The sequence below is a fragment of the Corynebacterium lemuris genome (assembly GCF_024919295.1).
GTDB classification, from domain to species: domain Bacteria; phylum Actinomycetota; class Actinomycetes; order Mycobacteriales; family Mycobacteriaceae; genus Corynebacterium; species Corynebacterium lemuris.
In genome coordinates this window covers 68,188-93,695 of record NZ_JANWTC010000010.1, presented here as the reverse complement: position 1 = coordinate 93,695, position 25,508 = coordinate 68,188, and the positions used below count along the sequence as shown (strand labels likewise).

The 25,508-nt window shown below is 66.9% G+C and carries 25 protein-coding genes and 1 tRNA gene; 12 read left to right on the top strand and 14 right to left on the bottom strand.

The features are described from left to right. The first annotated feature begins 59 nt into the window (after positions 1 to 59). From fkpA to NYP18_RS12455, 5 genes are all read left to right on the top strand, one after another. Positions 60 to 419 (top strand): FKBP-type peptidyl-prolyl cis-trans isomerase FkpA, encoded by a 360-nt coding sequence (gene fkpA / locus NYP18_RS12475; protein WP_126121769.1) that lies wholly within the window; start codon positions 60 to 62, stop codon positions 417 to 419. A 130-nt stretch (positions 420 to 549) separates the two neighbouring features. Further along, complete coding sequence (locus NYP18_RS12470) at positions 550 to 1,398, top strand: aldo/keto reductase (protein ID WP_259428527.1); 849 nt, start codon at positions 550 to 552, stop codon at positions 1,396 to 1,398. A gap of 422 nt (positions 1,399 to 1,820) precedes the next feature. Continuing rightward, a complete protein-coding gene (locus tag NYP18_RS12465) occupies positions 1,821 to 2,102 on the top strand; it encodes a DUF485 domain-containing protein (protein ID WP_259428555.1) in 282 nt (93 codons plus the stop codon). 3 nt (positions 2,103 to 2,105) lie between these two features. Then, complete coding sequence (locus NYP18_RS12460; RefSeq protein ID WP_259428526.1) at positions 2,106 to 3,746, top strand: monocarboxylic acid transporter; 1,641 nt, start codon at positions 2,106 to 2,108, stop codon at positions 3,744 to 3,746. A 232-nt stretch (positions 3,747 to 3,978) separates the two neighbouring features. Then, positions 3,979 to 4,632, top strand: a complete 654-nt coding sequence (locus NYP18_RS12455) for a hypothetical protein (protein ID WP_259428554.1) — start codon at positions 3,979 to 3,981, stop codon at positions 4,630 to 4,632. On the opposite strand, the gene NYP18_RS12450 is transcribed toward NYP18_RS12455, so the two are convergent. After that, positions 4,610 to 5,392: a DUF1906 domain-containing protein gene (locus NYP18_RS12450; protein WP_259428553.1), complete on the bottom strand. Its 783-nt coding sequence runs from the start codon at positions 5,390 to 5,392 to the stop codon at positions 4,610 to 4,612. The genes NYP18_RS12455 and NYP18_RS12450 overlap by 23 nt on opposite strands. A gap of 251 nt (positions 5,393 to 5,643) precedes the next feature. Further along, a tRNA-Arg gene (locus NYP18_RS12445) sits at positions 5,644 to 5,716 on the bottom strand. A gap of 104 nt (positions 5,717 to 5,820) precedes the next feature. On the opposite strand from NYP18_RS12445, the gene NYP18_RS12440 reads away from it, so the two are divergent. Beyond that, on the top strand, positions 5,821 to 6,105 hold the full coding sequence (locus tag NYP18_RS12440; protein WP_259428525.1) for a cg0963 family protein: 285 nt from the start codon (positions 5,821 to 5,823) through the stop codon (positions 6,103 to 6,105). Here the strand turns inward: NYP18_RS12440 and NYP18_RS12435 are convergent. From NYP18_RS12435 to NYP18_RS12420, 4 genes are read right to left on the bottom strand one after another with little or no spacing between them, the layout of a single operon-like run. Beyond that, positions 6,102 to 6,374: a mycoredoxin gene (locus NYP18_RS12435; protein ID WP_259428524.1), complete on the bottom strand. Its 273-nt coding sequence runs from the start codon at positions 6,372 to 6,374 to the stop codon at positions 6,102 to 6,104. The genes NYP18_RS12440 and NYP18_RS12435 overlap by 4 nt on opposite strands. Beyond that, positions 6,371 to 6,907 (bottom strand): dihydrofolate reductase, encoded by a 537-nt coding sequence (locus NYP18_RS12430; protein WP_259428552.1) that lies wholly within the window; start codon positions 6,905 to 6,907, stop codon positions 6,371 to 6,373. Before NYP18_RS12430 ends, NYP18_RS12435 begins: the two co-directional genes overlap by 4 nt. A gap of 5 nt (positions 6,908 to 6,912) precedes the next feature. Beyond that, on the bottom strand, positions 6,913 to 7,719 hold the full coding sequence (locus NYP18_RS12425) for a thymidylate synthase (RefSeq protein WP_259428522.1): 807 nt from the start codon (positions 7,717 to 7,719) through the stop codon (positions 6,913 to 6,915). Positions 7,720 to 7,729: 10 nt separating this feature from the next. Further along, the gene (locus NYP18_RS12420) at positions 7,730 to 8,488 is read right to left on the bottom strand and encodes a 3'(2'),5'-bisphosphate nucleotidase CysQ (RefSeq protein WP_259428521.1); all 759 of its coding nucleotides are present in this window, start codon (positions 8,486 to 8,488) and stop codon (positions 7,730 to 7,732) included. 34 nt (positions 8,489 to 8,522) lie between these two features. Between NYP18_RS12420 and NYP18_RS12415 the strand changes: the two genes are divergently transcribed. Both NYP18_RS12415 and NYP18_RS12410 read left to right on the top strand, forming a co-directional pair. Beyond that, positions 8,523 to 13,088, top strand: a complete 4,566-nt coding sequence (locus NYP18_RS12415; protein ID WP_259428520.1) for an ATP-dependent helicase — start codon at positions 8,523 to 8,525, stop codon at positions 13,086 to 13,088. Between the two features lie 183 nt (positions 13,089 to 13,271). Then, a complete protein-coding gene (locus NYP18_RS12410; RefSeq protein ID WP_259428518.1) occupies positions 13,272 to 14,111 on the top strand; it encodes a DNA-formamidopyrimidine glycosylase family protein in 840 nt (279 codons plus the stop codon). Here NYP18_RS12410 and NYP18_RS12405 read toward each other — a convergent pair. Further along, positions 14,008 to 14,658: a DedA family protein gene (locus tag NYP18_RS12405; RefSeq protein WP_259428517.1), complete on the bottom strand. Its 651-nt coding sequence runs from the start codon at positions 14,656 to 14,658 to the stop codon at positions 14,008 to 14,010. The genes NYP18_RS12410 and NYP18_RS12405 overlap by 104 nt on opposite strands. A gap of 10 nt (positions 14,659 to 14,668) precedes the next feature. Next, positions 14,669 to 15,190 (bottom strand): DUF1707 SHOCT-like domain-containing protein, encoded by a 522-nt coding sequence (locus NYP18_RS12400; protein ID WP_259428516.1) that lies wholly within the window; start codon positions 15,188 to 15,190, stop codon positions 14,669 to 14,671. A gap of 58 nt (positions 15,191 to 15,248) precedes the next feature. Between NYP18_RS12400 and NYP18_RS12395 the strand changes: the two genes are divergently transcribed. Together NYP18_RS12395 and NYP18_RS12390 are read left to right on the top strand one after the other, a co-directional pair. Next, on the top strand, positions 15,249 to 15,662 hold the full coding sequence (locus tag NYP18_RS12395) for a YccF domain-containing protein (protein ID WP_259428514.1): 414 nt from the start codon (positions 15,249 to 15,251) through the stop codon (positions 15,660 to 15,662). 41 nt (positions 15,663 to 15,703) lie between these two features. Beyond that, the gene (locus NYP18_RS12390; protein ID WP_259428513.1) at positions 15,704 to 16,090 is read left to right on the top strand and encodes a class I SAM-dependent methyltransferase; all 387 of its coding nucleotides are present in this window, start codon (positions 15,704 to 15,706) and stop codon (positions 16,088 to 16,090) included. A gap of 143 nt (positions 16,091 to 16,233) precedes the next feature. Here the strand turns inward: NYP18_RS12390 and NYP18_RS12385 are convergent, their stop codons facing one another. The 3 genes from NYP18_RS12385 to pgi all read right to left on the bottom strand — a co-directional run bounded on the left by NYP18_RS12385 (position 16,234) and on the right by pgi (position 21,153). Continuing rightward, on the bottom strand, positions 16,234 to 17,787 hold the full coding sequence (locus tag NYP18_RS12385; RefSeq protein ID WP_259428512.1) for an HNH endonuclease signature motif containing protein: 1,554 nt from the start codon (positions 17,785 to 17,787) through the stop codon (positions 16,234 to 16,236). Positions 17,788 to 17,974: 187 nt separating this feature from the next. Next, complete coding sequence (locus NYP18_RS12380) at positions 17,975 to 19,462, bottom strand: glutamate-cysteine ligase family protein (protein WP_259428511.1); 1,488 nt, start codon at positions 19,460 to 19,462, stop codon at positions 17,975 to 17,977. 53 nt (positions 19,463 to 19,515) lie between these two features. Then, complete coding sequence (gene pgi / locus NYP18_RS12375) at positions 19,516 to 21,153, bottom strand: glucose-6-phosphate isomerase (RefSeq protein ID WP_259428510.1); 1,638 nt, start codon at positions 21,151 to 21,153, stop codon at positions 19,516 to 19,518. 96 nt (positions 21,154 to 21,249) lie between these two features. On the opposite strand from pgi, the gene NYP18_RS12370 reads away from it, so the two are divergent. After that, positions 21,250 to 21,564: an antibiotic biosynthesis monooxygenase family protein gene (locus NYP18_RS12370; protein ID WP_259428509.1), complete on the top strand. Its 315-nt coding sequence runs from the start codon at positions 21,250 to 21,252 to the stop codon at positions 21,562 to 21,564. Position 21,565: 1 nt separating this feature from the next. Here the strand turns inward: NYP18_RS12370 and NYP18_RS12365 are convergent, their stop codons facing one another. Both NYP18_RS12365 and NYP18_RS12360 read right to left on the bottom strand, forming a co-directional pair. Beyond that, positions 21,566 to 21,934 (bottom strand): hypothetical protein, encoded by a 369-nt coding sequence (locus NYP18_RS12365; RefSeq protein WP_259428508.1) that lies wholly within the window; start codon positions 21,932 to 21,934, stop codon positions 21,566 to 21,568. After that, positions 21,927 to 22,235: a chorismate mutase gene (locus NYP18_RS12360; protein WP_259428507.1), complete on the bottom strand. Its 309-nt coding sequence runs from the start codon at positions 22,233 to 22,235 to the stop codon at positions 21,927 to 21,929. The genes NYP18_RS12365 and NYP18_RS12360 overlap by 8 nt, the downstream gene beginning before the upstream one ends. Before the next feature lie 54 nt (positions 22,236 to 22,289). Between NYP18_RS12360 and pcrA the strand changes: the two genes are divergently transcribed. Then, the gene (gene pcrA / locus NYP18_RS12355; protein WP_259428506.1) at positions 22,290 to 24,626 is read left to right on the top strand and encodes a DNA helicase PcrA; all 2,337 of its coding nucleotides are present in this window, start codon (positions 22,290 to 22,292) and stop codon (positions 24,624 to 24,626) included. Here pcrA and NYP18_RS12350 read toward each other — a convergent pair whose 3' ends face one another. After that, positions 24,627 to 25,388, bottom strand: a complete 762-nt coding sequence (locus NYP18_RS12350) for a M23 family metallopeptidase (RefSeq protein ID WP_259428505.1) — start codon at positions 25,386 to 25,388, stop codon at positions 24,627 to 24,629. Between the last annotated feature and the right edge of the window lie 120 nt (positions 25,389 to 25,508).

Genomic DNA, 25,508 nt, shown 5'->3' with positions numbered 1-25,508 from the left:
TATACTGGTGTCGTTGTGCCCGGTTTTTCATGAGTACTCATAATAAGGAGCAATACCCCATGACCAAGCCCCAGATTGAAGCCCAGTCCGGTCCCGCCCCGGAGGATCTTGTTTCTGTCGACCTCGTCGTCGGTGACGGTGCGGAGGCCAAGGCCGGTGGGCTCGTCGAGGTCCACTATGTCGGCGTGGACTTCGAATCGGGCCAGGAGTTCGACTCCTCCTGGGACCGCGGCCAGTCCATCGAGTTCCCGCTGAACGGGCTCATCGCCGGCTGGCAGGAGGGCATCCCGGGCATGAAGGTCGGCGGCCGCCGCCAGCTGACCATCCCGCCGGAGAAGGCCTACGGCCCGGCGGGCGGCGGACACCCCCTGTCCGGACGCACCCTCGTATTCATCATCGACCTGATCAGCGTCGGTTAGATCGCGTGGAGTTCCAGGGCCGTGGCCACCGTTCAGACGGTGGCCACGGCCCTCTGCGTTGCAGGGGTGGCGCGGGGGTGTGATGCGGAAGGTCTCTACCGGACAGGGTGAATGGGGGCACAATGAGGGCATGGCTACAGTAACGCTCAATGACGGCACGGACATCCCCCAGATCGGAATGGGCACCTGGGGCATTCAGGGGGAGGAGGGCCTGCGCCTGGTCCGGACAGCGATTGAGCTGGGTTACCGACACTTCGACACTGCATCCGCATACGGCAACGAGGAGGTCGTCGGCAGAGCGGTCGCGGAGGCCGTCGCCGCCGGCGATGTGACCCGTGAGGAGCTGTTCATCACCACCAAGGTGTGGCAGGACGAGCAGGGTACGGACGCCGTCCCCCTGGCATTCCGCGCTTCCCTGGACCGGCTGGGCCTGGACTACGTGGACCTCTATCTGGTGCACTGGCCCGCTCCGGAGCTGGGGAGGTACGTGGAGAGCTTCGAGGCGATCGCCCGCCTGCAGGGACTGGGACTGGTCCAGTCGGTCGGTGTCTCCAATTTCTACGGGGAGATCCTCCGGGAGGTGGTGGAGAGGGCGGGCATCGTCCCTGCCGTCAACCAGGTGGAACTCCACCCCGGTTTCTCCCAGGCGCCCCTGCGGGGGCTGCACGCTGAACTCGGCGTGACGACGGCCGCCTGGTCCCCGCTGGGGCGCGGCAGGCTGCTGTCGAACCCTGTTCTCGATGCCGTGGCCCGTGCTGCAGGTCGGTCAACCGCCCAGGTGGCCCTGCGGTGGGTCCTGCAGCTGGGCTGCGTGGCCATTCCCCGGGCCTCCCACCCGAAGCGGCTGGCGCAGAATCTGGCGGCAGCTGATTTCACACTCAGTCGGGAGCAGATGGCGGCGATCACGGGGCTGGACGGGGAGTCCGGCTTCGGCAGATTCTTCGAGGATCCCCGGACCTTCGGGAATCCGGTTTCCTGAAAGAACGCTGAAGATATGCGTAGTGTGAATCTCTGTTTAGGGTCTGGGCTATGTTTGCGAAGATCATTGCCTCTGCAAAAGTCGCATTCACAAACTTTGCCGCCCACTGCGAGTTCCCGGTCGGGGGTGGTCGTAGCATCAATGAATGTGCAGGTGATCCCGCCCTGCGGGGGTGGAGAATGATGAGATATCGATCAAAGTGACCTGTTCACTTCAATGTTGCAGTGTGAGCCAGGTAACTTACATTTGCAGGACAGGGTGTGATCGCTCGCACAGGGTATGGCCCTGAGGGAGAACCCACCAGCAGCTAGACTCCCCGGTGTAGCCGGGGCCGATACGAAAGAGAGATCATTGTGAGCGCGACTCCTCCAGTTGTACGACCGGATGGCCGGCGCGAGCCGACGTCCGAGGACTTCATCGAGATGCAGGCGAGCCCGCAGTTCCAGGAACTGCGCTCGGTTTTCCGTAGGTTCAGCTTCCCCATGGCCGTGGCGTTCTTCGTCTGGTACATCTTCTACCTCCTGGTGGCCACGTTTGCCGCTGACTGGATGGCCACCCCGATCGGCGGCGGCTTCAACTACGGCATCGTCTTCGGCCTCCTCCAGTTCGCCACCACGTTCCTGATCACCTGGATCTACGTGCAGTACTCAAACAAGCAGATCGAGCCGCGGACGGCCGCCATCCGCCAGCAGATGGAGGGTTAAACAATGGATATCACCTATCTCGCACAGGAGAGCACCGGAAACCCGATTCTCAACATCGCGGTTTTCGTCGTGTTCATCGTCGTCACCATGACCGTGGTCCTGCGTGCCGGCAAGACCACCAAGGAAGCCTCCGACTTCTACACCGGCGGCGCCTCCTTCACCGGCACCCAGAACGGCCTGGCCATCGCGGGTGACTACCTCTCCGCAGCCTCCTTCCTGGGCATCGTCGGCTCCATCGCCCTCAACGGCTACGACGGCTTCCTCTACTCCATCGGCTTCTTCGTCGCCTGGCTGGTCGCCCTGCTGCTCGTCGCTGAGCCGCTGCGTAACGTCGGACGTTTCACCATGGCCGACGTGCTCTCCTTCCGCCTGCGCCAGAAGCCGGTCCGTGTGGCCGCCGCCATCGCGACCCTCGCGGTCTCGATCTTCTACCTCATCGCCCAGATGGCCGGTGCCGGTTCGCTGGTCTCCGTGCTGCTGAACATGCACGAGCTGTGGCAGCAGGCCATCGTCGTCGCCGTCGTCGGTGTGATCATGACCGCCTACGTTCTCGTCGGCGGCATGAAGGGCACCACCTACGTCCAGATGATCAAGGCAGTCCTGCTCATCGGTGGCGTCGCCGTCATGACGATCTGGACCTTCATCGCCGTCAGGGGTGGCTTCGCCACACTGTTCAACGACGCCATTGCCGCACACGCCGTCTCCGACGTCATCCAGACGAAGGGTTACGCCGCCGAGGACATCATGAAGCCGGGCCTGCAGTACGGCGCGTCCTTCACCAAGCAGCTCGACTTCATCTCCCTGGGTCTGTCCCTGGTCCTCGGTACCGCCGGCCTGCCGCACGTGCTCATGCGCTTCTACACGGTCCCGACCGCCAAGGAAGCCCGCAAGTCCGTGACCGTGGCCATCATCCTCATCGGTATCTTCTACCTCATGGCCATGGTCCTCGGCTACGGTGCCGCCGCCCTCGTCGGCCCGGACCGCATCCTGGCTGCGCCGGGTGCCGCGAACGCCGCCGCCCCGCTGCTGGCACTGGAGCTCGGTGGTTCCATCTTCATGGCCCTGATCTCCGCGGTCGCCTTCGCCACCGTCCTCGCGGTCGTCGCCGGCCTGGCCATCACCGCCTCGGCATCTGTCGCCCACGACGTCTACTCCTCGGTCTTCCGCGACGGCAAGGCCACTGAGGAGGAGACCGTGCGTGTCTCCCGCATCACCGTGGTCATCCTGGGCCTGGTCTCCATCGTCCTCGGTATCCTCGCGATGCAGCAGAACGTCGCCTTCCTGGTGTCGCTGGCCTTCGCCGTCGCTGCCTCCGCGAACGTGCCGACCATCCTGTTCTCCCTGTACTGGAGGCGCTTCAACACCGCCGGTGCCGTCGCCTCCATGTACACCGGTGTGGTCTCCGCGCTGGTCCTGATCGCCCTGTCCCCGGCAGTCTCCGGCGCACCGACCGCCATGTTCCCGAACGCCGACTGGTCGATCTTCCCGCTCACCAGCCCGGGCCTGGTCTCCATCCCGCTGGCCTTCCTGGCAGGCATCATCGCCACCCTGGCCACCAAGCCGGACAACCTGGACCATCTCGCAGCTGAGATGGAGGTCCGCTCCCTCACCGGTGTCGGCGTCGAGGCTCCGGTTGATCACTAGTCACCCGTAGCTCTCGCTGCACCAGCGCCGCCCCCACGGTCACCGTGGGGGCGGCGCTATTATTTTGGATGTGCCAGGAACTTCAGCTGTCGTGCGGACCTTCCCCGCGGCGGTGGCCGCGCTCGCCGTCGCGATCACCGTCGCCATCCCTCTCGTCGTCTGGCTCGGCCGCCACGAGGCGGGGGAGACGGTGCGTCCGGCGGGCGTCGAGAAGCAGGAGGGGCTCCGGCCGGTGACCGCCCCGGGAACCGAGCTGGCACCCTTCGTGGAGAACTCCACAGGCTCCCAGATCAGCTTCCACCGGCTCTCCGACGGCCACCGCACGGGCACCGCCACGGAACGCTTCGCCCGGCCCGCGTTGAGCCTGATCAAGCTCTACATAGCCGAGTACGTCATCGAGCACGGCACGTTCGCCGAGCAGTACGCTGCGATCGACATGATCAGCTCCTCCGATGACCGGACGGCAGGGGAGCTGTACCGGAAGTACCCTGAGTCGATCGGGGAGGTCGCCCGGGAGTACGGGCTGCTGTCCACCCGCGCGCACGACCAGTGGGGACAATCGGTCACGTCGACCTATGACGTGGTGGACTTCATCGTCCAGCTCATGGAGAAGGACCCCATGCACCCGATCCTGGTTGCCATGGCGGAGGCGACCCCCATCGCCGCCGACGGCTACGGCCAGGATTTCGGGACCTCGGTGCTGCCCGGGGTGATCGGCAGCAAGTGGGGATGGTCGAACAGCCGGGAGCTGCACTCCTCGGTGTCCTTCGGGGAGAATTTCGTCGTCGCTGCCGCGGTGACGGGCAGCGCCGACGATCTCACGGAACTCGTCGAGGCCCAGCTGGCCGACGAGGTTGCGGCAGCTACTGGGTCGACAGGTTCCTGAGGGCGTCGACGCCCTGCTGGATCTGCGCCTGGCCGGGCGCAGCCTGATCCGGGGTCCACTGACCCCAGTCGTGCGCGTAGACGTTGTTGATGTCGATACCGACGCCGCCGATCCGGTCCTTGTCGATGCGGACCTGGTGCAGGGTGGTGCGCGGGTGGATCCGGCCGCCGGAGCCCCAGTTGTGCATCCAGAAGTACTGGCCGAGGCCGTCGGCGACCGCCCAGTCCACGACGTTGTAGTTGCCGTACACGCCGGTCTGGTATCCGGCGGCCTGCAGCGCCGCCTGGAAGGCCTGCAGGTAGGGGCGGATCTGGTTGTCGTACTGGGCGCGGGTGGGGTTGTCGTCGATGGCGATGTAGATCGGTCGGCCGGTCGGACCGCCCGCTGCCCGGTGGTAGGCGATCGCCTGCGGGGCGTGCGTCACGACGCCCGCCGCACCCTGCTTCCAGTCCGCCGTGACGTCCTTGCCGTACTGGTAGACCGAGGCGACGGTCAGGCCGTGGTTGGCGAAGTCCTGCGTCTCCGAGGCGGTGACGGGCTTGCCCAGCATCCACTCGGCGCCGGGGCGGCGGCCGGAGACGTAGCGGACGGCACCCAGGTGGCCCGCTGCCTTGATGTCGGCGGCTCCGGGGGCTGCCGCCGAGTAGTCGATGACGGTACCGAGGACGGGGCCCAGGGCGTGTGCCTTGGGCAGGGTGGCACCGACGGCACCGGCGGCCACCGCGACAGCGGCGGCGCGCAGGAATCCACGGCGATTCATGGAGGGGGTGATGGACACAGAAATTCTCCCGATTGATGAACAGCAGTCACATAAACAACATCCGTCACGTTATCAACCGGACAGGGGTGGCGCCAGAGGATCGGGGATGGGCTGGGTTCGGAACTGCGTCATGGCTGGTTCCTGTCCATACCAATGCTGCGGGTCCGTCCGCTCATGGGAGTGCGGCCCCGGGCACGGGAAAAAAGAACCCTCTGATCAGCATCGCTGCAGATCAGAGGGTATTTTTTCTGCGCCCCAGAGAGGAATCGAACCTCCGACACCCGCTTTAGGAGAGCGGTGCTCTATCCACTGAGCTACTGGGGCAACGTCGACAAGAGTACCGCACGTGGGGCGGGTGTCGGTAACCGGACCCGGCCCAACTATCCTGAGAGGTACCTATACTGTTCCAGCCAGAAAGGACCACAACCGTGGCCCAGAACGAGCCGACCTTCATCGACGTCCAGCGACGGGACATCGTCGCCGAGATCGTGACCAAGGATGGTGTCCCGGTGCTGTCCATCGACAAGCAGCTGCCGGGTGGTTCATCCAAGCGGCTGCTGCTGCTCAACAAGGTTGACGCCAAGCAGCTCTCCGAGGTCCTCGAGCACTACCTCAAGCAGGTCTACTCCCTGGAGCTGGCCGGCCTGAACACCTCGCTGTCTCCGCAGGACATGCTCGCCCTCTTCGGTGAAGAGGACGACGACGAGGACTAGTCACCTGCGCTGGCGATGAGCTCCTCCAGCTTGCGGCGCACGGCGGATGCCTCCGGGTTGGTGGCGTGGGTGCCGTCGGAGTACTGCACGGTCGGCACCACCCGGTTGCCGTCGTTGACGGACTCCACCCAGGACGCGGCCTCGGCGTCCTCCTCCACGTCGACCACCGCGTAGGGGGTTTCGGTGCGGTCCAGACGCTTGATCAGGTTGGTGCAGTAGGGGCACCAGGTGGTGGCGTAGATCGTGATGTGGTTGTTTTCGGCCGTCATGCGGCCTCCTTTCTCTCGTACCGCAGGAAACGGTACCTCAGGGGCAGGTCGCTGGGACCATCGCCGACGACAAGGTGGCCCTCCTCGGAATCCAGCCAGCCGGTGTCGGTGACCAGACCGAATTCGTGGGGGATGGCGGGGGCGTGGACCGCGCGGTCACCGAGAACATCACCGAGGTGCGCCCCGATGAGGGTGACCTCGAGGACGTCGACCTCGTCGATGGTGGCGGCGTAGAGCTGGCCGCCGCCCATGATCCAGACCTCGGGGGCGTCGATGAACTCGGGCAGGTCGTTGACCACCTTGCCGCCGTAGGACCAGTCGCCGGCCTCCCGGCTGCACAGGATGAAGTTCTCCCGCTTCGGCAGGGGGCGGAACTTCTCCGGCAGGCTCAGCCAGGTGCGCCGGCCCATGATGACGGGATGGCCCTGGGTCACCTCCCGGAAGTGGGCGAGATCTTCGGGGACGTGCCAGGGCATCCCGGCCCCGTCGCCGATGATGCCGTCGAGGGACTGCGCCCAGATGGCGCCGAGCATGGACATCAGACCGAGACCCTGCCCCGGATTGTCGGGTGCGGGTCGTAACCGGCCACCTCGATGTCGTCGAAGCCGTAGTCGAAAATGCTCTCCGCCTTGCGCAGGTTCAGCTGCGGGTAGGGGCGGGGATCCCGGGAGAGCTGCTCACGGACCTGTTCCAGGTGGTCGTTGTAGATGTGGCAGTCGCCGCCGGTCCAGATCAGTTCGCCGACCTCCAGACCCGCCTGCTGGGCGAACATATGGGCCAGCAGTGCGTAGGAGGCGATGTTGAAGGGCACCCCGAGGAACATGTCCGCGGAACGCTGGTAGACCTGCAGCGAGAGGCGCCCGTCCACGACATAGAGCTGGAACAGCAGGTGACAGGGGAGCAGGGCCATCTTGTCCAGCTCGGAGACATTCCAGGCGGAGACGACGTTGCGGCGGGAATCGGGGTTGGAGCGCAGAGTTTCCAGGGCGCCGGCGATCTGGTCGATGTGGGCGCCGTCGGGGGTGGGCCAGGAACGCCACTGCACGCCGTAGACGGGGCCGAGTTCACCGTCGGCGTCGGCCCACTCGTTCCAGATACGGACGTTGTGGTCCTGCAGCCAGGTGATGTTGGAGTCACCGCGCAGGAACCACAGCAGCTCGCCGACCACGGCGTGGAGGTGGACTTTCTTGGTGGTGAGCAGCGGGAAGGAATCGGCCAGGTTGTAGCGCAGCTGCCGGCCGAACACACTGAGGGTGCCGGTCCCGGTGCGGTCGCCCTTGGGTGCGCCCTCCTCGAGGATCTCGCGGAGGAGGTCTTCGTAGGGCGTGGGGATGGAGACAGTCATGCCAGCCACCTTAGTAGCGACCGTTCTCCTCCTTGAAAGCCGCCGCCATCGCGAGGATGTCCCCGGCCAACTCCGGGCGACAGATGAGAATGTCCGGCATGTAGGTGTCGCGGTTGTTGTACGTCAGCTCGGTACCGTCGAGGCGGGAGCAGTGTAACCCCGCGGCCTTGGCCACGCCCACCGGGGCGGCGGAGTCCCATTCATACTGGCCACCGGCGTGGATGTAGGCGTCGTAGTCCCCGAGCAGGACGTGCATGGCCTTGGCACCGGCGGAACCGATGGCGGCCGTCTCGAAAGCGAGCTGCTCCGCGATGTGGAGGGCCACCTGCGGGGGCCGGTTGTGGGAGATGGCCAGCTTCTTCGCATACGGACCGGTCACCGCCCGGGATTCGGCGGAGCTGAAGACCACACCCAGATCCGGCAGCGCGACGGCAGCGTGGGTGGGCCGCCCCTTCTCGACGAGGGCGATATGCACCGCCCAGTCCTGGCGCCCGGTGGCGAACTCCTTGGTGCCGTCCAACGGGTCGATGATCCACACCCGGTCCTTGTCCAGCCGCTCCGGGGTGTCCGCCATCTCCTCGGAGAGGAAACCATCGTCCGGGCGGTGCTGACGCAGGACACGCGCGATCCAGTTCTGGGCGAGTTCATCACCGGCATCGCCGAGGTTGCGCCCCCGCAGTGCACCGACGTTGCGGACCCCCTTGAGAATCTCCCCCGTGCCCTGCGCGAGCATGTGGGTGAGCCGGGCGTCATCCAGGTGAGCTGTCATGAATCCGACCTTACCGCGCGCGGTAGAGTTGGGCATGACCCAAAGCATCCTCTCCAGGTTCCGCCCCCAGGTGGCCACCTGGTTCGGGGAGGTCTTCGCGGCGCCGACTCCCGTGCAGGAGTCAGCGTGGTCGGCGATCTCCGACGGTGATAACGCACTGGTGGTGGCGCCCACCGGTTCCGGCAAGACCCTCGCAGCCTTCCTGTGGGCGCTGAACAACCTCGTGGAACGGGCGGGGCAGCTGACGCTCCCGGTGGGGGAGGGGGCGTCGGCAAGCGGGGCCGGCGTGAAGGTCCTCTACATATCGCCGCTGAAGGCCCTGGGCGTGGACGTGGAGAACAACCTCCGCGCCCCGCTGACCGGTATCAGCCGCGTGGCGGAACGTCTCGGCCTGGACGTGCCGGAGATCTCCGTGGCGGTACGCTCCGGCGACACGCCTGCCGCGGAGCGCAGCCGGCAGCTGCGCCGCCCACCGGACATCCTCATCACCACCCCGGAATCGGCCTACCTCATGATGACGTCGAAGGCCGCCGGGATCCTGAAGACCGTGGACACCGTCATCATCGACGAGATCCACGCCCTGGCCGGCACCAAACGCGGGGTGCACCTGGCGCTGACCCTGGAACGTCTCGCCCGGCTGACCGGTGGCTTCCAGCGCATCGGGCTCTCGGCGACGGTCCGACCCCTGACCACGGTGGCGAATTTCCTGGGCGGCGACCGCCCCGTGGAGATCATCGCCCCGCCCGCGGACAAAGCCTGGGACCTGCAGGTGCGCGTCGGGGTGGCGGACATGTCGGACCTGCCCGTCCCAGAACTGGGTTCCACCATCGGGGAGGCCACCATCGATGACCAGCTCAGCCCGGAGCCGGCGCAGCCGAAATCGATCTGGCCCTACATCGAGCAGGAGGTCTATGAGGAGGTGATGGCGCACCGCTCGACGCTGGTCTTCGTCAACTCGCGGCGTTCCGCGGAGCGGCTGACCAGCCGGCTCAACGAGATCCACGCCGAGATCCACGACCCGGAGGCGCTGTCCCCGCCGACCAGACGGCCCCCGGCGCAGATCATGGTGCCGGCCGACACCGCCGGTGCCGCCCCGCCACTCATCGCCCGCGCCCACCACGGTTCAGTCTCCAAGGATGAACGTGCCCTGACGGAGCAGATGCTCAAGGAGGGCTCACTCAAGGCCGTCGTGGCGACCAGCTCCCTGGAACTGGGCATCGACATGGGTGCGGTCGACCTGGTTGTCCAGGTGGAATCCCCGCCGAGCGTGGCCTCCGGGCTGCAGCGCGTGGGCCGCGCCGGGCACTCCGTGGGCGCGGTCTCCGAAGGATCCTTCCACCCCAAGCACCGCGCCGACCTGGTGCAGTCGGCGGTGACGGTCGAGCGGATGCGCCAGGGCATGATCGAGGAACTCCACGTGCCCGCCAACCCGCTGGACGTGCTCGCCCAGCAGACCGTGGCGGCCGTCGCCGTCGAGGATCTCGACGTCGAGGAATGGTACGCGCTGGTGCGCCGCGCCTGGCCCTACCGGGAGCTGGCCCGCGACGTCTTCGACGCCGTCATCGACCTGGTCAGCGGCGTATACCCCTCCACGGACTTCGCCGAGCTGCGCCCCCGCGTGGTCTTCGACCGCGTCACCGGGATCCTCTCCGCCCGGCCCGGCGCGCAGCGGGTGGCGGTCATCTCCGGCGGAACGATCCCGGACCGCGGCATGTTCGGGGTCTTCCTCCTCGGTGGGGAAGGAGCTCCGCGCCGGGTGGGGGAGCTGGATGAGGAGATGGTCTACGAATCGCGTGTCGGTGACGTGTTCACCCTCGGGGCCTCCAGTTGGCGGATCGAGGACATCACCCGGGACCAGGTGCTGGTCAGTCCCGCGCCGGGGCACACCGGCCGGCTGCCCTTCTGGACGGGGGATGCCGCCGGGCGCCCCTATGAGCTGGGTCTGGCGCTGGGGGCCTACCGCCGGGAGGTCCACGCGGAGCCGTCCCGCATCGCGGACCTGGATGATCATGCGCGGACCAACCTGCTGACCTTCCTGGCGGAACAGCACGAGGCGACCGGTGTGATCCCGGATGAGCGGACGCTGGTGCTGGAACGGTTCCGGGATGAGCTCGGTGACTGGCGGGTCGTGTTGCACACACCCTTCGGCCGCGGGGTCAACGCTGCGTGGGCGCTGGCGATCGGGGCGCGTTTCGACATTGACGTCCAGGCTGTCGCCGGTGACGACGGCATCGTGCTGCGGCTGCCCGACGGGGCAGTGGAGCCGGACGCCTCGATCTTCCTCTTCGACGCCGATGACATCACTGAGCTGGTGACCGAGCAGGTGGGAAACTCCGCGCTGTTCGCCTCCCGGTTCCGGGAGTGCGCCGCCCGCGCGCTGCTCCTGCCGCGGCGCCACCCGGGGAAACGGGCCCCGCTGTGGCAGCAGCGCCAGCGTGCGGAGCAGCTGCTGGATGTGGCCCGGAAGTACCCGAGTTTCCCCATCATCCTGGAGACGGTCCGCGAGTGCCTCCAGGACGTCTACGACCTGCCGGCGCTGACCCAGGTGTGCCGTGACCTGGGCACCCGCCGGATCCGCATCACCGAGGTCACCACCGACCAGCCCAGCCCCTTCGCCTCCTCGCTGCTGTTCAACTACACCGGTGCGTTCATGTACGAGGGTGACAGCCCGCTGGCGGAGAAGCGCGCGGCTGCGCTGGCCCTCGACCCGACGCTGCTGGCCAAGCTGCTGGGCACGGTGGAGCTGCGGGAGCTGCTCGACCCGGAGATCATCGCCGAGGTCCATGAGCAGCTGCGGCGCCGCGGGGACCGGCGGGCGCGTTCCCCGGAGGAATTCGCCGACACCCTGCGCATCCTCGGTCCCGTACCCGTCGACGAGCTGGAGCACCACACCACCTTCACCGGCGGGCTGGAAAGTCTCGGCGACCGGATCATGGAGGTCCGCATCGGTGGCCGGGCACATCTCGCCCAGACCCCGGATGCGCCGCTGCTGCGCGATGCGCTGGGTGTCCCTGTCCCGCCGGGGGTGCCCGCGCAGGTGGACACCATCCTCGATGCACTGGAGCAGCTGGTCTCCCGCTGGGTGCGCACGCGCGGCCCCTTCGTCCTGCGTGACCTCGCGGCTGATTTCGGGCTCGCGGTCAGCGCCGCGCACTCCGCGCTCCAGCCCCTGCTTGCCGACGCCCGCGTCATCGAGGGGCGTTTCCGTCAGGGCATCGAGGAGCAGGAGTACTGCGCCGCGGACGTGCTCAACATCATCCGCCGCCGCTCGCTGGCCGCCGCCCGGGCCGCCACCCAGCCGGTGTCGCAGTCCGCCTACGCGCGTTTCCTCGTCGACTGGCAGCAGGTCGCCCCGGTGGGGCAGCGGCCCACCCTGCGCGGTGCCGACGGAGTGTTCACCGTCCTGGAGCAGCTCGCCGGGGCCCGCCTGCCCGCCAGTGCCTGGGAATCGGTCGTCCTGCCCTCCCGGGTCGCGGACTATTCCCCGCTCTTCCTCGACGAACTCACCTCCTCCGGGGAGATCCTCATCGCCGGGGCGGGTACCGCAGCGGCCCGCGACCCGTGGATCATGCTCCTGCCTGCCGATTACGCCGCTGAGCTCGTCCCCGAGGTGGAGGCCACGGGGTTGACCTTCATCCAGGAACGCGTCGTGGAGATCCTCCGCCGCGGCGGCGGTTTCCTCTTCGCTGACCTGCAGCGGGAACTGACCGATCTGGTCACCTCCGCCGAGCTGCGGGAGGCGGTCTGGGGGTTGGTCGACGCCGGCCTGGTCAGTCCCGACAGCTTCGCCCCGGTCCGTGCCCGCCTGGCCACCACCGGTGGCACCACCGCCCACCGGGCCCGCCGCCGGCCCAACCGCTCCCGCCTGCGCCACGGCCCACCCCTGGACATGGGCGGACGCTGGGCCCTGACCGTGCCCGCCAGCACGGAGGCCACGGTCCGCTCCGTGGTCCAGGGGGAGACCTGGCTGGACCGCTACGGCGTGGTCACCCGCGGCAGCGTCGTCGCCGAGGACGTCCTCGGCGGTTTCGCCCTGGCGTACAAGGTACTCAGCGGTTTCGAGGAATCCGGCAAGGCGATGCGCGGCTACCTCGTGGAAGGACTCGGTGCCTCCCAGTTCTCCACCCCCGCGGTCATCGACCGGCTCCGCGGCATGGACAACGGCGGTTTCCCGCCCGACCTGCAGGACCCGGACGTCCACGTCCTCGCCGCCGCCGACCCCGCCAACCCCTACGGTGCGGCCCTGCCCTGGCCGGAGACCGGACCCAACCGCGCCGCCGGGGCGCTCGTCGTGCTTGCCGACGGGCTGCTGCTGGCCCACGTCACCCGCGGCGGGCGCACCCTCACCCTCTTCGATGACGTCAACACCGACCTCGTGGTCCAGGCCCTGGCCGCCACCGTGGACCAGCCACTGACAGTGGAGAGGATCAACGGCGTCTCCGCCTTCGACTCGCCGCTGCTGGGCGTGCTGCGGGAGGCGGGGGCGTCGATAAGCCCGCGGGGCGTGCGGATCGGCGGGCGCAGCGCCCCGCCGCGTGCCCCCGGAAAGGGGAGACGGGTGACGGATGTGATCGGGAATCTGAGCTTCAACGACGAATAAGCCCAGGTCACCCCCTTCCGACCACTACAGTGGGCATAGCTGCGGTGGCGCGATCAGAAGTCTCGTCTGATAATTCCGATCGGGGGAAATGATCGCCACGAGGCACGGCCCCGGAACCGGCAGAAGGGAAGCTCGGGGGATGACGGTTCCGGGATCGTGCCTCGTGGCAGTAGCCTGAAGGGCGTGCCCGAAGGTGATTCCGTCCTCCAGCTCTCCCGGCGCCTGCAGATCATGACCGGCCGGGAGGTCCTCCACACCTCACTGCGCGTGCCCTCCGTCGCCACCGTCAGCTTCACCGGCGAGACCGTTGACCGCGTGTGGCCCTACGGAAAACACCTGTTCATGCAGTTCGGTGACCGCATCCTGCACACCCATCTGAAGATGGAGGGCACCTGGGCGCTCCACCGCGTCGGCGACCGCTGGCGCAAACCCGGCCACACCGCCCGCGTCGTGCTCCAGCTGTCCGACCCGAAGCCCATCGAGGTCGTCGGACACTCCCTCGGCCTGGTCCGGGTATTCCCCCTCGACCGCTACCACGAGCAGATCAGCCGTCTCGGCCCCGATGTCCTGGCCCCTGACTGGGACCGGGCGGAGGCCCACCGGCGGGTGAGCGCGGTGCCGCAGCGCAGCATCGGCGAGGCCCTGCTCGACCAGTACAACCTTGCCGGCGTGGGCAACGAGTACCGCGCCGAGATCTGTTTCCTCTGCGGCATCCACCCCGCCCGGCCCGTCGGGGAGGTCGATGTGGATCACGTGCTCGACGTGACCCGGCGGATCATGTGGGCCAACCGCGACGCCCCCGTGCGCGTGACCACCGGTATCCGCCGCGCCGGGGAGACCACCTGGGTATTCGGCCGCCACAGACGGCCATGCCGGCGGTGCGGCACCCCGATTCAGCGGGCCATGCTGGGGGAGCGGATCATCTGGTGGTGCCCCTCGTGCCAACCTGCCGCGCCTGACTTCGTCGCCGTGCCCGTCGTATCAACTGGACCAGCACCACGAGGACAACGATACCGACGATGATGTAGACCACCGTGGAGTACTCGTCGATGACGGACTCCACCAGGTGGTAGCGGTCACCCAGCCACACCCCGGCTGCCAGCAGCAGGGCGTTCCATAATGCGGAGCCGGCCAACGTCATCAGGCCGAAGACCACCGGGTTCATCCGGTCGATGCCCGCAGGGATGGAGATCAACGAACGGATGCCCGGCACCAGCCGGCCGAAGAACACCGAGGTCTTGCCGTATTTCGTGAACCACCGCAGGGACTTGTCCACGTCCTCCGGCTCAACCAGCCACATCCGGTCGGCGATCTGCCGGAGCCGCTCCGCCCCGATCGCCGCACCCAGCCAGTACAGCAGATAGGCACCGACCACCGAACCTGCCGTGGCCCAGATGAAGGCGGCCCAGATGTTGAGCTCGCCGCGGGAGGCGGTGAAACCGGCCAGCGGCAGCACCACCTCGGAGGGGATGGGCGGGAAGAGGTTCTCGAGGAGGATCGCGATACCGACCCCCGGTGCCCCGAGAATCTCCATGAGGGAGACGACCCATTCGACGACAGAGTTGAACATGCGTGGCACGTTACTCCTGCTCCAGCTCCTTCATCCGCTGCGTGGCCCGACGCAACCGCTCCTTCCGGGCGAGTTCCTCAGCTTCTTTCAGCTCCTTGTAGGCTTTCTCGTCCGCATCCGAGAAACCGTGGATCATACGAGGCAGGGGCATCGTGACGAACAGCGTCAACCACACCATCCATGCCCAGCTGGCACTGAACACGAAGGTCAGCACAAGGAAGGTCACCAGCGTCAGCGTGAAGATGAGGCCGGTCAGGCTCTCCACCCGCTTCCCTGACTTCTTCAGCTGCGCGAGCTCGCGCTCCTCACTCCGCTTCTCGACGACCCCGTGATTCTCCGTCAGCGCCTGCTCCAGCTGCCCCGGAAGATCCTGGAAAAAGGGACGAAGATCACCCCTCGTCTTCGCCTGGGTGATGGCGAGGGAACGGTCGTCGAACTCGGTGGCGTCGAGACGCCCCTCCGTGAAGTGGGACGCCAGCGAACTCATGGCGGTGAGCCGCTCATTATCAGACAGCCGCAGGTTTTCGTCCATGAAACCATGCTACGTCCGTGACTGACGAAGGTCGCGGCTCTTCACTACATTGGGGACTGTGAAGCTGTTGCTCAACATCATCTGGTTCATCACCGGCGGTTTCCTCCTTGCCGCCGGTTACCTCCTCTTCGGCCTCCTGGCCTGCCTCCTGGTGGTGACCATCCCGGCCGGTATCGCCTCCTTCCGGATGGCCAACTACGCCCTCGCCCCCTTCGGACGTTCCGTCGTCCAGCCCGTGGGCGGGGTCGGCGGGCTGTCCACCTTGAGCAACATCATCTGGTTCCTGGTGGCCGGCCTGTGGCTGGCGCTGGGACACATCGGCACCGCCGCTGTCCAGGCAGCCAGCATCATCGGCATCCCCCTGGCATGGGCGAACATCAAGATGATCCCGGTGACCTGTTTCCCCTTCGGCAGGGAGATCGTCCCCTCCGACCGCATCCCCTACGGCTACGAGCCCATGGTGAAACTCTGAGCCCCACTACCTGGAGCCACAACGGTCATTTCCACGGTTGAGTGCTGCGCTCGCTTCCCGACGCCCGCTCCCATGCCCTCGACCTCGGCTGCGGTTCAGACCATCTGGTCCGCCAGCTCACCTCCTGCTTCGAGGCGGTGACCGGTGTGGACTCGGACCCAGCCATCATTCAGGACGTGGCGGTGCCCGCCAACACCCGGCTTCTCGTCTCCGAAGCGTTGGCTGTCCAGGAACGTGCCGACCTGATAACCCTGCTCGCGGTCCTCCACCATCTGCCCCTCCGGTCTGCTCTTGAGCATGTGGCGGACCTGCTGAACCCCGGCGGACGTTTCCTCTGTGTGGGATTGGCACGCCCCAGGAGCCTGATGGACTGGGCCTGGGCAGTAGGTAACGTCGTGGCGAATCCTCTTATCGGCCTGATCACGTAAGGGAAAGCAGCCCCGTCCCATGCCAGGATCGTCGAGCCCTCGCTGAGTCTCGCGGAGATTGGCCAGGTCGGGTCCGAGGTGATGCCAGGACTGAGGACCCGCCGCCGGGAGGGCTTCCGCCATACTCTGACGTGGAGTAAGCCCTAGAACGGCGGGGGATCGGACTCGGTCGGTTGGTCGTCGGGTGGTGCCCGGTCCGGATCGGTGTCCTCCGGTGGGTCGGGGCCGTTGCTGGTCTCGGCCTGTGCCACGGCCTCCTCCAGCCGGGCGTGGGCCTCCGCCCGGGCCTCAGCCCCTTCCTGATAGGTAGCGAATTCCTGTGCTGCGGCCCTCGCTGCTGCCCGCTCCGCCCGGCGTTTCCGGCGCTGCACATAGGTCTGCACCCAGCGTTTCTCCACCGGCGCCAGGGGCCCCTGCGCATGATCCACCGCCCACGTCCCGTCCGCGAACAACCAGAACACATCCCCGGTCACCGGATCAAGCAGGTACTGGGCCTGGGCATCAGTTTTCCGGTTGTGGTGGTGCCGGCACAGCATCACCATGTTCCCCGGTGTGGTGGGCCCACCGTCGTGGTGGTTGATGCGGTGGTCGTTATCGCTGGCGACCGCGGGTGTGGAGCAACCGGGCCAGCGGCAGCACCAGTCCCTCCCGACGAGGTAGGCCCGGATCACAGGTGTCGGGGTATAGGCCGGTGTGACTGCGGTGGCAGCAGCATCCATGTCCGTGGTGCGCTCAGAGATGTCCAGCAGACGGGTGGCTGCCTGCGCGGTGAGCATGCCTGCCAGGGGGTGGAACACCGGGGCACCGGCCACATCACGGACGGTGTACAGGTGCGTGGTGACACTGGTGGTGGTCTGCCCGAGGATGAGCATGACCATCGCCTTTGCCTGGCTGACATCAGCGGCCTTGGCGACCTGCCACACCGCATCCCGGATCAGGGTGCCGGTGGCCTGATCCACCGACAACTCGAAGCGGAGGGTGGCGTTGTCCTCGGTGTCGATCCACAACCCCGGTGCCGGGGTATCGCCCAGGGGCGGCAGGGAACGCATGAGTTCTGCCGGGTCGAGGCACGGCTGCGGACCGGTCGGGGCATCGGTCTCCTCGGCCCCGTCCTGACCGTTATCGTCGCTGGCGTCGTTGCTGCCCTCCCCCGGGTTGTCCTCCGGATCCCCCTCCAGTGCCTCAGGTGGTGGGTCGGGTTCCGGGACCGGGGGCCAGGCGGGGTGGTCATCGTGGGTCACCACGGTGGTGATGGTGGTGGCCACGACCTGCCGGATGGTCTGAGGTGTCGGCAGCAGCTGATGGGCTCTTCTGGGGGCCAGCAGGCGTTCGACCAGGGCGTGGTCGAGGGCCTCCCAGAAGTAGAGGTCGTCCTGCAGGCGCACGGGTGCGCGGGTGGCGGCGCGGTCGATGACGCGCAGGTGGTCGATGTCGAGTACCCAGGTCTCCTCAACCACTTCTTTGAGCATGGGCAGCTGGTCCAGGGTGGTCAGCGCGTCGAGACAGGCGGTGATGCGTGTGGCGTCGATGCCGGTGGAGCGGGTGAGACCGGCGAGCAGGGTGGTCCAGTCGACGGTGTCCAGCTGTTCGGGGGCGGGTTGGATGGCGCGCCAGAACCGGTAGTTGCCGGCGGTGTGGATGGTGCGTGCCACCGCGTGCGGGTCGGCCTCGTTGAGCACACTCCATGACGGTTGCATCCTGTCTCACCCCCTGTCGAACATCCGTCGCTTATCCGTTCGATTCCGACGCTAGACCATGCACCTGACACGGGGGTGAACTCCGGGGTCAACCGACGGTGAACGGGCAGTTCAGGGGGTATTTATTTAATGAAAACGGGCACCATTTCCATTTATCAGGAAACGGTGCCCCAGCAGATGATCGAACTCAGCCGCCAATTTTCCAGGTGTGCACCGGTTCCTCGGTGGCCTGGTGGGCCAGGTAGAGGCGCAGCATCTCGGCCAGAGCGGCGCGCCGTTCCGGGGAGTTCGGCTTGCTGCCCGTCGGAGTGAGCGCCTTGAGGGTGCGCAGCTGCCACATGGCGCCGTTCTGGCGGGTGCGGGCGCGCTGGCGGACGATGTCCAGATAGTAGGTGATCAGGTCTTCATCGACGTCGAGGGCGCGGAGCCCCTCGCAGGCCTGGTCGAGGAGATGGTCCTGGACGAGGGTGGCGACGTCGATACGCCCGAGGGTGGGCCAGTCGAGGCGGGCGAACATGCCGGCGCGGGCGCCGTAGGTGAAGTTCTGTTCGGCGGTCTCGAAGGGCAGCCGCGACCAGACGGGGCGTGTCTCCTCAGCGAGGTATTTGACCAGGCCGTAGTAGAAGGCGGCATCAGCGACTATGTCGGTGATGGTGGGGCCGGCGGCCAGGATGCGGTTCTCCACACGGATGTGGGCACGCTGCTTGCCGGGGGCGTAGATGGGCCGGTTCCAGCGCCACACGGTGCCGTTGTGCAGGTTGAGGTGGTGCAGGGTGGGGGACTGGCCCTCGATGATGGGCTTGCCGGAGTCCTCGCGTGCTTCGGGCAGGAGCGGGGAGAAGTAGCGGACGTTCTCCTCGAAGAGGTCGAAGACGCTGGTGATCCACCGTTCCCCGAACCACACACGGGGGCGCACACCCTGGGCGACGAGTTCGGGGGTGCGGGTGTCTATGGACTGCTGGAAGACCGGCACCCGGGATTCGTGCCAGAGTTTCCGGCCGAGGAACAGCGGGGAGTTGGCGCTGAGGGCGACCTGGACGGCGGCCATGGCCTGCGAGGCGTTCCAGGCGCTGGCGAAACGGTTCGGGGGCACCTGCAGGTGCAGCTGCATGGAGGTGCATGTCGATTCGGGGGAGATGTCCTCGAATTCGTGGCGGAACTCCTCCTCGTTGGCGAAGTCGATGTGCACCAGTTCGCCACGACTCTGCATGATGGCGTTGTTGAGTGCGCGGTAGCGGTTCTCCGGGGTCATCCAGCCGTCTTCGGCGAGGAACTCGGGGGTGATGGTCGGCAGGGTGCCGATCATCGCTATCCGGGCGCCCACCTGTTCGGCGGCCTGCCGCACCTCGGTGACACGCGCGGTGATGCCCTCGTGGAGTTGGCGCAGTCCATCACCCGCGACGGTCAGAGGCGGGTGGTTGAGTTCGACGTTGTGCAGGCCGATCTCGGACTGGTACTCCCCGCCGAGCAGCTCGAGGACCTCGGTGCCCTTGCGCAGGGGCTGCATGTCCTCGTCGACGAGGTTGAGCTCGAGTTCCAGACCGATGGTCCCGCGGTTGCCGAACTCGGCCTTCTGCAGGTGCTGGTCGAAAACCTCCAGGTCGTTCATCAGCTGCTGACGGTATTTCGTGCGCTGCTGCGGGGTGTAGGTGTCCTTGGAAACTGCGTCGCCCATGCTGAAGACTTTAGCCGCCCCGGGGGCTGCGGGTCGGGCTTATCGACGCCGTCCTACCGCTGGGCCCGGTACCAGCTGATCAGTGCGTCGGTGGAGGAGTCACCGGAATCGGACTCCTCGGCGCCGGAGACAGCTGCGGCGAGCTGGCTGGCCTGCTGCTTGCCCAGCTCCACGCCCCACTGGTCGAAGGAGTTGATGCCCCAGATCACGCCCTGCACGAAGGTGATGTGCTCATAGAGCGCGATAAGCGCGCCGAGCACCGCGGGGGTCAGCTCCTGCGCCAGGATCGTTGTGCTGGGACGGTTGCCCGGCATGACCTTGTGGGCCACGAGCTCCGCTGCCACGCCTTCCGCGGTGATCTCTTCAGCGGTCTTGCCGAAGGCCAGCACCTTGGCCTGCGCGAAGAGGTTGCCCATGAGCAGGTCGTGCATGGAGCCTTCGCCACTGGCGGTGGGCAGGTCCTCCTTGGGGCGGGCGAAACCGATGAAATCGGCCGGGACGGTGCGGGTGCCCTGGTGCATGAGCTGGTAGAAGGCGTGCTGTCCGTTGGTGCCCGGCTCACCCCAGTAGATCTCGCCGGTGGCGCAGGAGACAGCGGAGCCGTCGTGGCGGACGGACTTGCCGTTGGACTCCATGGTCAGCTGCTGCAGGTAAGCGGGGAAACGCGCCAGGTCCTGGGAGTAGGGGAGCACCGCATGGGTCTCGAAGCCGTGGAAGTTGGTGTACCAGACGCCCAGCAGTGCCATGAGGACGGGGATGTTGTGCTCGAAGGGGGTGGCGCGGAAATGCTCGTCCATGGCGCGGAAACCCTCGAGGAAGCGCATGAAGTCCATGGGGCCGATGACGGCCATGAGCGACAGGCCGATGGCGGAGTCGACGGAGTAGCGCCCGCCGACCCAGTCCCAGAAGCCGAACATGTTGGCGGTGTCGATGCCGAATTCGGCGACCTTCTCCGCGTTGGTGGACACCGCGACGAAGTGCTTCGCGACGGCCCGTTCGTCCCCCTCGAAGGCCTCGAGCAGCCAGCGCTTCGCAGCGTGGGCGTTGGCCAGGGTCTCCTGGGTGGTGAAGGTCTTCGAGGCGATGACGAAGAGGGTGGAGCCCGGGTCGAGGTCCTCGAGGGTGGCGGCCATGTCGGCCGGGTCCACATTGGAGACGAACTCGGCGGTGATGCCGGCGGTGGCGTAGGAGCGCAGGGCCTTGGTCGCCATGGCCGGGCCCAGGTCGGAGCCGCCGATGCCAATGTTGACGATCTTCTTGATGGTGTGGCCCGTGTGGCCCAGCCAGTTGCCCGAACGCAGGGCGGAGGCGAAGTCACGCATCCGGCCGAGCACCTCGTGGACGTCCGCCGCGATATCCTGGCCGTCGACACTGAGGTCCTCCGCCACCGGCAGGCGCAGCGCGGTGTGCAGCACAGCGCGGTCCTCGGTGTTGTTGATGTGCGCGCCGGTGAACATCTTCTCGATTGCCCCGGAGACCTGCGCCTCCTTGGCCAGTGCGACCAGGGAACGCAGGATCTCGTCGTCCACCAGGTTCTTCGACAGGTCCACGCGCAGACCGGCGGCGTCGAAAGTGTACTTCTCCGCACGCTGCGAATCCCCGGCGAACAGCTCGCGCAACGTCGTGGCCTGGCTCCGTTCGAAGACGGTCTCCAGGTTCTTCCATTCGGCGGAGGTGGTGATGTCGACCATGTGGGGGCTCCTCATCGGTTCAGATCTCTTTTATGTTCCTCCTGAATGTAGTGAAGAAACCCCACGTCCGCCCGGGAAGCAGGCACAATGGGTGACATGAGCATCGTCAAGATCAACGCAATCACCGTCCCCGAGGGCGCCGGCCCCGAACTCGAGGCCCGTTTCGCCGCCCGCAAGCAGGCCGTCGACTCCTCACCCGGTTTCGAGGGTTTCCAGCTCCTGCGCCCCGTCGCAGGGGAGGACCGTTACTTCGTGGTCACCCGCTGGGCTGACGAGGAGTCCTACGTAGCCTGGCGCGACGGAGACGCCCGCAACGCCCACAGTGCCCACAGTGGTGAGAAGCGTCAGCCGGTGGCCAGCGGCGCTGAACTGCTGGAGTTCGAGGTCGTCCTCGACTCCACGGAACAGTAGCTCAGCTCCGCAGCAGCCGGAGGACCTCATGGGACTGGAAACCGGGGAACGGGTCGCGTTCCGTCGGGCCGCAGAAGAACAGCTGCTGGTGGACCTCATCTTCACAGGCGGGGTCGAAGGTCAGCGCGCACCGCAGCGTGAAGAGTTCCAGCCGTGCCGGATCCAGTCCTTCGTATGAGGCGGTCTCCCGCAGCATGGCCAGCAGATGGGGGTCCTCTGCAGATACCGGCGACGCAGAGATGAAATGCACCTCGGCCGCCTCCGGCGGGATGGCACCGACGCGGGCGGTGTAGAGCTGGTGGGCGTCGTCGGTGAGCGATGGCTCAGCGACGAACCATGTGGTCACCAGCAGGGTGGGCCACTCAGCCAAGCCGGCCGCGCCCCAGACGCAGCAGCGCGTTGGCGATCTCCGGGCCCTCGGGACCGAGTTCCGCGCGGAACTGGTTGATGATCGCCAGTTCGCGGGTGTGCACCAGGCGGGTGCCGCCGGAGCCCATGCGGGTCTTGCCGATGGCCTGGGCGACTTCGGTGCGACGCTTCACAGCGTCGAGGATGACCCGGTTGAGCCGGTCGATCTCCTGCCGGTACTGCTGGATCTCCGCATCGGACAGGGGGTCGTCGGTGCCGGAGGGCATGCGGATCTCGAACTGGGGTTCAGCAGCGTCAGTCATGGGCACTATTGTGCCACGGGGGTCATGTCGGGTCGGGCTAGTAGGTTGTTAAGCATGCAGCAGTCCATCTCCACCGATCTCACCCTGGGCCTCAATGAGCAGCAGAAGGCCGCCGTCGAACACTCCGGTTCCCCCCTGCTCATCGTCGCAGGTGCCGGCTCCGGCAAGACCGCGGTGCTCACCCGGCGGATCGCCCACCTCATGCAGAACCGCGGGGTGGCGCCCTGGCAGATCCTCGCCATCACCTTCACCAACAAGGCCGCCGCCGAGATGCGTGAACGCGTCTCCGGTCTGGTCGGCGCGATCGCCGAACGGATGTGGGTGGCCACCTTCCACTCGGTATGCGTGCGCATCCTCCGCCAGCAGGCACAGCTCGTGCCGGGGTTGAACACGAACTTCACCATCTACGACTCGGATGATTCCCGCCGTCTGCTGTCGATGATCGCGAAGGACCACAACCTGGACCTGAAGAAATTCACCGCCCGGGTCCTGGGCAACGCGATCTCCAACCTGAAGAACGAACTCATCACCCCGGAGGATGCGCTCGCGGAGGCCGAGGCCACACGCAACCCCTTCGAGTTGACCGTGGCGCAGGTCTTCGGTGACTACCAGCGGCGTCTGCGGGCGGCCAACGCCGTGGACTTCGATGACCTCATCGGTGAGGTGGTGCGCATCTTCCAGGAGCACCCGCAGGTCACCGACCACTACCGCCGTCGCTTCCGTCATGTGCTCATCGACGAGTACCAGGACACCAACCATGCCCAGTACATGCTCATCGCCACGCTGGTGGGTAAGGGGCAGGACGCCCCGGAGTTGTGCGTGGTGGGTGATTCCGACCAGTCGATCTACGCCTTCCGTGGGGCGACGATCCGCAACATCGAGGAATTCGAGCGCGACTACCCGCAGGCCCGCACCATCCTGCTGGAGCAGAACTACCGCTCGACGCAGACGATCCTCAACGCCGCCAACGCCGTGATCTCGCGTAACGACGGCCGCCGGGAGAAGAAGCTGTGGACCGCCCACGGCGAGGGCCGGCGGATCATCGGCTACGTCGCGGACAACGAGCACGACGAGGCGCGTTTCATCGCAGGCGAGATCGACGCGGTCGTCGACAAGGGGGCCACCTACTCCGACGTCGCGGTGATGTACCGCACCAACAACGCCTCCCGCGCGCTGGAGGACGTGTTCATCCGCGCCGGGATCCCCTACAAGGTGGTCGGCGGCACCCGCTTCTACGAGCGCCGCGAGATCCGCGACATCGTCGCCTACCTGCGTATCCTGGAGAACCCCGACGACACGGTCAGCCTGCGCCGGATCATCAACACCCCGCGCCGCGGCATCGGCGACCGTGCACAGGCCTTCATCGCGCTGCACGCCGGGAACAACGCCGTCTCCTTCGGCGCCGCGCTTATCGACGCCGCCGCCGACAAAGTCGATCTCCTCGGCGCGCGCGGGCGCAACGCCGTGGCGAAATTCATCGACATGATGGACACCCTGCGCGCCGAGATGCCCGCCATGGTCAATGAGGTCACCGGCATGCCGGACCTCGGCGAGCTCATCTCCCGGGTGCTGGACATCACCGGCTACCGTGCCGAGCTGGAGGCCAGCAACGACCCGCAGGACGGCGCGCGCCTGGACAACCTCAACGAGCTGGTCTCGGTCGCCCGGGAATTCTCCTCCGAGGCGGCCAACCAGGTCGCCTACGAGGAAATGGACGGCGGCGAGTTCCAGCTTGAGGAAGGCGAGGCCGCGCCGGGTTCCCTGCAGGCCTTCCTGGAGAAGGTCTCGCTGGTGGCTGATGCGGACCAGCTCCCCGACAACGAGCAGGGCGTGGTCACGCTCATGACCCTGCACACGGCCAAGGGCCTGGAGTTCCCGGTCGTCTTCCTCACCGGATGGGAGGACGGGCAGTTCCCGCACCTGCGCGCTCTGGGCGACCCGAAGGAACTGGCCGAGGAGCGTCGCCTGGCGTACGTGGGTATCACCCGCGCCCGGGAGCAGCTCTACATCACCCGGGCGATGCTGCGCTCTTCCTGGGGCAATGCGGTGACCAACCCGCCGAGCCGCTTCCTCGGTGAGGTGCCGGAGGATCTGGTCGACTGGCGCCGGGAGGAGCCGGAGCAGTCGTGGTCCGCTTCCGGTGCGGGTTCCTGGGGCCAGCCGACGCAGCGGCGCACCCCGCCGCGGCGGCCGGACCTGCCGAAGGCCCGCAGCAGCAACAACAACCTCCAGCTGACGGTGGGCGACCGGGTCAACCACGATAAATACGGGCTGGGCACGGTCATCACCTCCGACGGTTCCGGGGCGCGTGCCACCGTGACAATCGACTTCGGTTCCTCCGGCAAGGTGCGGCTGATGCTCATCGGCGGGGTACCGATGGAGAAGCTCTAGCTAGCTGACATTGATGCCCTGGCTGGCGAACCAGCTGACGGGGTCTGTCGGGCCGTTGCCGTCGGGACGGATCTCGAAGTGCAGGTGGGGGCCGGTGGAGTGGCCCTCGTTGCCGATGGTGGCGATCTGGTCGCCGGCGTTGACGCGCTGGCCGACGGAGACGTCGATTGTGTGGACATGCCCGTAGACGGAGATGGAGCCGTCATCGTGGCGCAGGCGGACCCACTGCCCGAAACCGTCGGCCGGTCCGGCGTTGATGACCTCGCCGTCCATGACCGCCAGCACCGGGGTGCCGATGGGATCGGCGATGTCGATACCCTCGTGGGTCGCACCCCAGCGGGAGCCGTAGCCGGAGGTGAACTGTCCGGAGGTGGGGAATACGACGGTGCGGCCGTCGGCGGTCTGGCCGCGGACCGGGGACATCCTGTTGATGCTGCCGAGGACGTCGCCGAGATCCACGTCGGTCAGATCGTCCGGGGAAACAAGGGTGATGGCCGAGGAGAGGGCCTCCAGGGGGTCGAGGATGACCTGCAGGTCGGTGGGCCCGTTCTCGGTGGAGCCGTCGGCGGCGACCGTGTCAGCGAGCTTGCCCACCGCATCGAGGACGGTGATCAGGTCATTGAGGTCGGCGCCCTCGACGCCTTCCTCGGTCACCTGGAACGTGGCCTCCTGCGCACCTGCAGCAGGGGCGAGAACCGCGGAGCTGAGCCCTGTGGTGACGGCAGTGGCTGCGAGGAGGGTCCTGAGGCCCGTTCTTTTCATCGTTGTTACCTTTTCGTTTCGGGGACGAGTTAAAACTACCGGGGCAACAGAGGGGCAGCAACGCGAAAGCGCAGGTTAAAAGGGGGTTTACGAAACGTACATGTCTGGTCCCCGCAGGTC